The 8,137-nt window shown below is 60.9% G+C and carries 3 protein-coding genes and 2 pseudogenes; 3 read left to right on the top strand and 2 right to left on the bottom strand.

Features of this window, described 5'->3' with window-relative positions; genetic code table 11:
• Positions 1-130 precede the first annotated feature (130 nt).
• Positions 131-184 (top strand): annotated as a pseudogene (locus NFV80_RS17445) (hypothetical protein); the annotation flags it as partial.
• A gap of 35 nt (positions 185-219) precedes the next feature.
• A pseudogene (locus NFV80_RS06205) lies at positions 220-483 on the top strand (IS4 family transposase); the annotation flags it as partial.
• A gap of 42 nt (positions 484-525) precedes the next feature.
• On the opposite strand, the gene NFV80_RS06200 reads toward NFV80_RS06205, so the two are convergent.
• Both NFV80_RS06200 and NFV80_RS06195 read right to left on the bottom strand, forming a co-directional pair.
• Positions 526-1,191, bottom strand: a complete 666-nt coding sequence (locus tag NFV80_RS06200; RefSeq protein WP_296758147.1) for a hypothetical protein — start codon at positions 1,189-1,191, stop codon at positions 526-528.
• A 225-nt stretch (positions 1,192-1,416) separates the two neighbouring features.
• A complete protein-coding gene (locus tag NFV80_RS06195) occupies positions 1,417-3,357 on the bottom strand; it encodes a M6 family metalloprotease domain-containing protein (protein ID WP_296758145.1) in 1,941 nt (646 codons plus the stop codon).
• An 831-nt stretch (positions 3,358-4,188) separates the two neighbouring features.
• Between NFV80_RS06195 and hrpA the strand changes: the two genes are divergently transcribed.
• Positions 4,189-8,118 carry an ATP-dependent RNA helicase HrpA gene (gene hrpA / locus NFV80_RS06190; protein WP_296758144.1) on the top strand — a complete coding sequence of 1,310 codons (3,930 nt, stop codon included), beginning with the start codon at positions 4,189-4,191 and terminating at the stop codon, positions 8,116-8,118.
• The last annotated feature ends 19 nt before the right edge of the window (positions 8,119-8,137 follow it).

The raw sequence follows: 8,137 nt of genomic DNA, 5'->3' as shown, positions 1-8,137 counted from the left end.
ACAAGGTCAAAATACCATACCTCGTGGCGTCCATTTTTCGGGTACCAGATCAGCATCCCCTAATCCATGTCCTTATGCACGCCTTGAGGCTCTCTCTGTGAGCTGCCGATTTGTTTGAGAGGGTGTCGGCATGGGCTGGGCAGGGGAGGAACTCAAGGAAGTTGGCTTGGGGGACCGAAGATTGAACAAGCGAGCGATCGCGTTGTTGGACACGCTGGCTGCCCAGACTTGCCCGCCGACTTGTTCTTCGACCAGGAGGAATGGCATGCCGCTTATCTCCTCAACAGGAAGAAGCCTCCGGCTGACCCACCCACTCTCAATCCGGCCCTACGATTGGTGCCCATGCTTGGCGGCTTCCTGGCGCGCAAAGGCGACGGCGAGCCGGGCGTCCAAACCATCTGGATAAGATTGCAGCGCGTCACGGACTGCGTCGTCGGCCTCCAGTTCATGCGTCAGGGCAGCTTCCGGGTGAGTGGGGTATAACGATATGGGTCGAAGGGCCACTGAGTTTCGCCCGAAGACCGTCTAATTGGGTGGATCGATGGATATATCTTTCGATGCGGTGACCTCGTATGCAACGCACGCCGCCAGGCCGCGTGCAATAGCATCCTGCTTTGCTTCAACATCATCGGCCGCTGCCTTGATATACTCTTCTGTAGCCATGGTCATGTTTTCTATGACTTTGTGACGCGCGGCGATAGTGGACGCGGCGTCCAGTCCGGTATTGCGGAGCATTTGTTGTGCGCTATTGGTCGCGCCGGCGAATCCGCCCCAACCCGCGATGGCCGATTTGGCCGCGTTCGCCGCGGCGAGTACTGGAACCACTACCGAGCCTGCGATCGTTCCGGCGACAGCAGTCCAGAATTCGGCGCGGCGCTCCTTGTCGGCGCGGACTTCAAATCTTGTGAGTACGGTATTACAGGTGGCAAGCATTTCCGCGAAATCCAGCTTTTGAGCTTCAGCGAGCCCCGACTTCGTGCTTGCCGAAAGATTTTTCGCCTCGGCGTTGGTAATTCTGGCTTTTCCCATGGCAGAGGTGTTTGCCAGCACTTCTTTCGAATGGCTCATGCTCGCTCCAAGCAAGGTGGCATAGTCCTTCACTCTCGCCTCGCGAGACGGGGCGGGCGCCGCGCAGCCGCCAATCAATGCGAGGCCTGTAACTGACAGTCCTAACCGGATTATTGCTTTCATGATAGCTCCCCATATCTGGTATGCATTTGACGAGTTAGCGGGTTTGATGCCGTGAGCCAAGGCGACAGCAGCAGTTGTACCGGGAGCCGCCAGCCGATGCGGCCGTGAGTCCGGCTGCATCGATCGGCTGCACTCCCAAGGGCGAGGTGTATGTTGTATCGGAGAACCTCGTAGCGAACATGCGACCTTTACCCATTTGCCCGTGATCTTACGCGCCCATGTGTCTCACGATACCTTGAACGCAACAGAGGCGCCTGGGGCGCCAATCGAACCAATGGCAACGCCTATGGATTGGTTGTTCCACCACTTGCCGGTGAACGTGTTTCCGGTCTTAAAGAGATCGCCGGGGTCGCCCTGATTGACATTGTGCTCGAGATCTTTCCTGCCGTCAGCCTGTATCAGTGCACACTCGTAGTGGCTGGTGGCCGAGCCTTGCTGTTTGCTGTTGTTGCCACTTTCGTCGCAGTGCCACACGGCGAGACCAGAGTCGGGTAACGCAGCGTCCCGGCCGACCTTGTTGCGGTTCTCGATTATGTAGTACTCGCGCTGGTTCTTACGAATCACAAAAAACTGATTCCCGTCCGCGGAAGCACTGGCGTCGAACCCGTGTTCCAGATTGATGACCGATCCAGCCCAGCCTGCCTTGAATTTGAGGTAGGCGCCAATCTGGACGGGATTGCGCTCGTCGGCATTGTTGCCGCCGCACATCAAGCAGTAATCGCCGATGCCGGCCGAGTCGTAGTCGTAATCGTACAGATCGGGAAAGTCGCACAACATGTGCCCATTTTCATGGCAATAGGTGCCCAGTGTCAGCTCGTCGCCGAGTGCGGTGATCTGGTAATCATGCGCCAGCTTACCCGCTGCGAGCATGACCGGATTGGAGAGGAAATGGGAATGTGGCCAAAGCCCCCGCGCCCAGTTGTTGACTACTTCCCCGGCATAAAACACGTTCAACGCGTACACAAAATTACTCGTGTCGGCCGTGAGCCGGGTGAAGTCGAACTTGTTGCTCTTGTGAAAATCGAGCGCCTCTTGGATCAATTCCTGCGCGCGTGGCCCGGCCGGCAGATTGTCGTCGGCATAGTAGGCGCGCGGCTTTTTCGCGGTATACAGAGGCGCGACGATGGTTGAGTAATCGCATCTTCCCAGCGAATTAGCGAGATAGTAGTCGCGGACCGAGCCATTGTTGCCGAATCCGTTGTATCCGGGCTTGTTGCAAAAGTCGCTGATTTGTTCGGAGGTGATGGCGGTCGGAACATCCGGGAAGCGGATCGGAAGACAAAGCCCCACGAAGGTGCCCACCGTTCGCCGAAGCGGTGGGGCAAAATGCGGGCCCGCGCCGTTGATCGACGCGTCAATGGCTGCGCGTTGTTCCTCGTACCGTTGCTGCCAGCGGGTCTTGCCGCCCAATGCATTGTTGGTAAACGAGGTCTTGCGAGCCGTGCCGCCCGGCTTCAATCCTCTTGCGATGGATTGGGGTGGCGTGGCCCCAACATGGTGCCCGGAGGCCTGCAACGGCGTATCGTCGGCAGCCTTAGTGGCAATTTCAAAGTAGCCCGACGAGGGGTTCAACACAATAGCGTATCCGTCCAGCGTTTCAAACCGCGCACTATTCTGGTCGCCCCAGCCACGAACCTCGATTTTGTCGCCATTGGGTTGAGTAAACGTGAATTTATTGCCACAAAATGGGTGAGACACGTAATCCTCCAATGATAAAGGTGCTGCCACCAAATTTCGCGCGCCGAAAGCCGCGGCGCGCAACCCGAAGCAGTTGCAAATCCAATCTTGAATTGAAGGATAAGGAAAGGATGAACTCATGTAGAGATTACATCTCTGATTGGATGCTGCAATCAGGCGATCAAGGATCTGATTGCAACGGATTGGCAAGTTGCACGGCTGGTTCGGAGTGCTTGGGCAGAATTCGCCATCGGCCTCCATGAATGCCTTGTCGAGGATTCGGATTTTCTGGGCGTCATTAGCAGCCTGGTAATCTACCCTGCTGTCCCGGGCTAACAGGTAAAAGAGCTTTTCATCGTCAAACGCCTCAAATCCTGAGTCAAACATCTGATCCGCCGAAGCAGTAGTCACCCGTCCGCCGCCAAACAGGTTTGCCTCTGGTCCGAACGAACAGCCGGAACTCAAGCAGCCCACTACCACGGCCATCATGATTAACCTTCCCCTGATCACCGTCAGCCTCCTGATGAACGATATCCGCAGTACCGGACTGGAACTTCGGTTAAGTGACCCCTTATGCGCAGCTTCAGGGTGTGGCTGTAGGTCGTCTGATGGGAAAGCGATGGCGTCGGTTGCCGCTTTGATGCTGCGGCCATGCCAAGCGAGTTGCCCACCTGTCCGTCCCCAAATTCCGCACCCGAAAGGCCGACGGGTGACTCAAGCGATCGGGTACCGTCAGGTTAAGTTACTTCATGATCTCCTCTTGCCTTGTGCGAACACTACAACCCATTCGCGAACAATGTCTATCCCGGCCAGGCTTTTGATTCCGCACGCAATAAGCGTGTTTGCTAGAAATACATGGGCACCATCCTGTGGCATCGCCGAAAAAACGGCGGCTAACTTCATGTTCTTGTTCTGACTTCAGCCTTCCAGTCCGTGCCGGATTTCGCCCCTAGGATCAGACCGTAACCGACAGGCGAAGACTCTTGCATTGACAAATGTGATCGGCGTTATCGTCTTATAACTCAGGTCGTTAGATTTCCTGAACAGATATTGCTACGAGGTAGCGTGAGCGAGTGCCGGGACGATGGATTGTTCAGTGATTCGACAAGGGACGGCGATGGTAGAGAGGCCCAGACAGGTGAGGTAATAGCGAAAGCCAGGAACGGCCGTCGTCACGAGACTGGACGGGCGCAGGCGCCAAAGCTGGCGGGTGATGCTGGACGGGGAAATTGAGGCACGGGTGTAGAATGGCGCCGCGCCAAATCGGCTTCCGCGCGGAGCTGGACCAGCCTGATTCCTGCAGTGCAGATTTCCTCGCCAATGATCCCCAGAACCACCTCCTTAGCCGCCCCGCGCAGCTCAGATCACTCCTTCGCCGACTGCCTCGCGGTCGACCGACGTCGCTTGCGCTCGCTGACGCGCGATCTCCGGCACCTCTTCGGAGCGCAGCGGGACGCGTTGCAGGCGGAGGCCGACCGCCTGCACGAAAAATCGCGGGCGGCGGTCGACGCCCGCCGCGCCCGCCTGCCTCGACTGCAGTTCGCCGACGATCTGCCGATCAATGCGCGCCGCGAAGAAATCGCCGCACTGATCGCCGAACATCGGGTGGTGATCGTCTGCGGTGAAACCGGCTCCGGCAAGACGACGCAGATCCCCAAGATCTGCCTCGAAATCGGCCGCGGCATCGCCGGCCTGATCGGCCATACCCAGCCCCGCCGGATCGCCGCACGAGCAACCGCGGCACGCATCGCGCAGGAACTGCAGAGCGAGTCCGGCGGCCTGGTCGGCTACAAGATCCGCTTCAACGACCGGACCTCACCCGACGCCTTCATCAAGTTGATGACGGATGGCATCCTGCTCGCCGAGACCCAGAGCGATCCGTGGCTCGAACAGTATGACACCCTGATCATCGACGAAGCGCACGAGCGCAGCCTCAACATCGACTTCCTCCTCGGCTACCTCAAGCAGTTGCTGGCGAAGCGAAGCGACCTGAAGCTGATCGTCACCTCGGCAACGATCGACGCCGAACGCTTTTCACGGCATTTCGCGCAGGCACCGGTGATCGAGGTTTCGGGTCGCCTGTATCCGGTCGAAGTACGTTATCGTCCGTTGCGGCAGGACGACACCGCTGCCGACGACGACGAGCGCGATCTCTACGCCGCGATCGCCGACGCCTGCGACGAACTCGATCGCCTCGGGCCGGGCGACGTCCTGGTCTTTCTGCCCGGCGAGCGCGAGATCCGCGAAGCCGCCGAGGTGCTGCGCAAGCACCACCCGCCGCACACCGAGATTCTGCCGCTGTTTGCCCGACTTTCAGCGGAGGAGCAATACCGGATCTTCAGGCCGCATGTCGGCCGGCGAATCGTGCTGGCGACGAACGTCGCCGAGACATCGCTGACCGTGCCGGGAATCCGCTACGTCATCGATTCGGGTCTGGCTCGCGTCAAGCGCTACTCGTACCGCAACAAGGTCGAGCAACTGCAGATCGAGAAGATCGCTCAGGCTGCGGCCAACCAGCGTTCCGGGCGCTGCGGCCGGGTCGCCGCGGGCGTCTGCATCCGTCTCTACGACGAACAGGATTTCGCACTTCGTCCGACCTATGCCGACCCGGAAATCCTGCGTTCTTCGCTGGCAGGCGTGATCCTGCGCATGAAAGCGCTGCGCCTCGGCGACATCGAGGGTTTTCCCTTTCTCGAAGCGCCGCCGCGCAAGGCGATCAGTGACGGCTACCAGTTGCTGCGCGAACTCGGCGCGCTGACCAGTGAGCACGCGTTGACGCCGACCGGGAGGGAACTGGCGAAGATGCCGCTCGACCCTCGCCTCGGCCGGATGATCGTCGCCGCGCGCGACGAGGGCTGCCTGCGCGAAGTTCTGGTGATCACCGCCGCACTCTCCGTGCAGGATCCACGCGAACGGCCGCAGGAGCGGCAAGGCAGTGCCGACGCTGCGCATCGCAGGTTCGCCGACGAACGCTCGGAGTTTCTCTCCTGGCTCAGGCTCTGGGAGTGGTACCAGGGAGAGATCGAGCACCGCAAGTCGCAACGCAAGCTGGTCGAGTCCTGCCGCGAGAACTTCCTTTCCGCGCTGCGGATGCGCGAGTGGCGTGACATCCACGGCCAGTTGCACGCACTGGCGGCCGAGCACCGATGGCTGGAAAACCAGTTGCCGGCGACTTACGACGCGGTGCATCGCGCGCTTCTCGCCGGCCTGCTCGGCAATCTCGGCTGCAAATCGGAAGAATCGGCGCACTATCTGGGGGCACGCGGCATCAGGTTCCTCATCCATCCGGGTTCGCCGCTGCAGAAGAAGGCCGGCAAGTGGATCGTCGCCGGCGAAATCAGCGAAACGACGCGCCTGTTTGCGCGCTGCGTCGCGCGCATCGAACCGCAATGGCTGGAAGCAGTCGGTGCGCACCTGCTCAAGCGCAGCTGGTTCGACCCGCACTGGGAAAAGTCGGCGATGCAGGCGATCGCCTTCGAGCGCATCACGCTGCATGGCCTCGTCGTCGAGCCGCGCCGGCGGGTGAACTTCGGGCCGCTGAATCCGCAGGCCGCGCGCGAGATCTTTCTCCGCCAGGCATTGGTCGGCGGCGAGGTGAGCGAGGAATTCGCACGGCGCTGGAGCTTCCACACGCACAACCAGCAGCTGATGCTCGACATCGAAACGCTCGAACACAAGTCCCGCCGGCCCGACGTGCTGGTCGACGACGAGCTGATCTTTGCCTTCTACGACCGGATCGTTCCCGAAGGAATCTACAGCGGCGCGAGCTTCGACAAATGGCGGCGCGAAGCCGAGCGCGAGAAGCCACAACTGCTCTACCTGCAGCGTACCGACCTGATGCGGCACGAGGCAGCCGGGGTGACCAGCGAGGCGTTCCCGCATCGGCTGCGACTCGGCGGCGTCGATTATGAGCTGGCGTATCACTTCGAGCCGGGCAGTCCGCGCGACGGCGTGACGCTGACCGTGCCGCTGGCGCAACTCAACCAGATTTCGGCCGCGCGTTGCGAGTGGCTGGTGCCGGGTTTGCTCAAGGAAAAGGTGGTGCAACTGGTGAAGACGCTGCCGCAACGGCTGCGCGCGAAGCTGGTGCCGGTCCCCGACTTTGCCGCCGACTTCGTTGCCCGCGTGCCGCCGTCGGAACAGCCGCTGGTCACGGCTCTGATCGCCTTCATCGTGCAATCGCGCGGACTCAACGCACGCGGCTGGGAGATCACCCCCGACGCTTTCCGCGCCGACGCGCTCCCGCCACACCTGTCGTTCAATTTCCGTCTGCTCGACGAAAATGGCCGACAACTCGGGATGAGCCGCAAGCTCGGCGAACTACGCGCTGCTTGGGGGCGCCAGGCGAAGCAGGAGTTCTCCGAGTTGCACGAAGCGCCTGGCGAGCATTCGGGAATGCGTGACTGGACCTGCGGCGAACTGCCAGAGCGAATCGAAGTCGGCGTGGGCGACGGACAGCGGCTGTTTGGCCATGCTGCGCTGGTCGACCACGGCGACAGTGTTGCGCTGCGTGTCTTCGACTCGCCGCTGGAGGCGCAACACGCACACCGCTCGGGCTTGCTGCGCCTTTTCATGCTGCAGTTCCGGGAACAACTCAAGTTTCTCGAAAGGAACTTGCCGGGGCTCGACCAGATGGCCCTGCAGTACATGTCGCTCGGCACGCGCGACGAGCTGCGACAGCAATTGCTCGAGCTGAGTTGCGCACGTGCCTGTCTGGCCGAACCCTGGCCGACCGATGCCGCAAGCTTTCGGGCACGCTGTCTGGACGCCAGGCCGCGCCTGACCCTGCTGGCGCAGGATATCTGTCGCCTGGTCGGACAGATTCTCGGCGACTGGCAGGCGCTGCGGAAGAAGCTGCCGACCTGCAAGGTGTACGGAGACGCACTGCACGACATCGAGGGTCAGATGAAGCGCCTGCTCGGCAAACGCTTCATCGTCGAGACCCCGTTCGAACGTCTGCAGCACTACCCGCGCTACCTGAAGGCGGTCTCGCTGCGCCTGGACAAATTGAAAGCGGGCGGGGCCCAGGGATCCGCGCGCGATGCGCGCCTGCTCGCCGAACTGGCGCCGCTGGCGACCAACCACCAGCGGCGCGCCAGCGTACTCGCCAAACAGGGGGTCAGCGATGGGCAGCTGGAACAGTTCCGTTGGCTGCTCGAGGAATTGCGTGTCCAGTTGTTCGCGCAGGAACTGCGCACGCCGGTGCCGGTTTCGAGCAAGCGCTTGCAGAAGATGTGGGAGGCAATGTAGACGAGTGATCGGCCGGGGA

The organism is Accumulibacter sp. (assembly GCF_023806565.1).
Classification (GTDB): Bacteria; Pseudomonadota; Gammaproteobacteria; order Burkholderiales; family Rhodocyclaceae; genus Accumulibacter.
The sequence above is the reverse complement of the archived record's forward strand: the minus strand, read 5'-3'. Positions and strand labels throughout refer to the sequence as shown.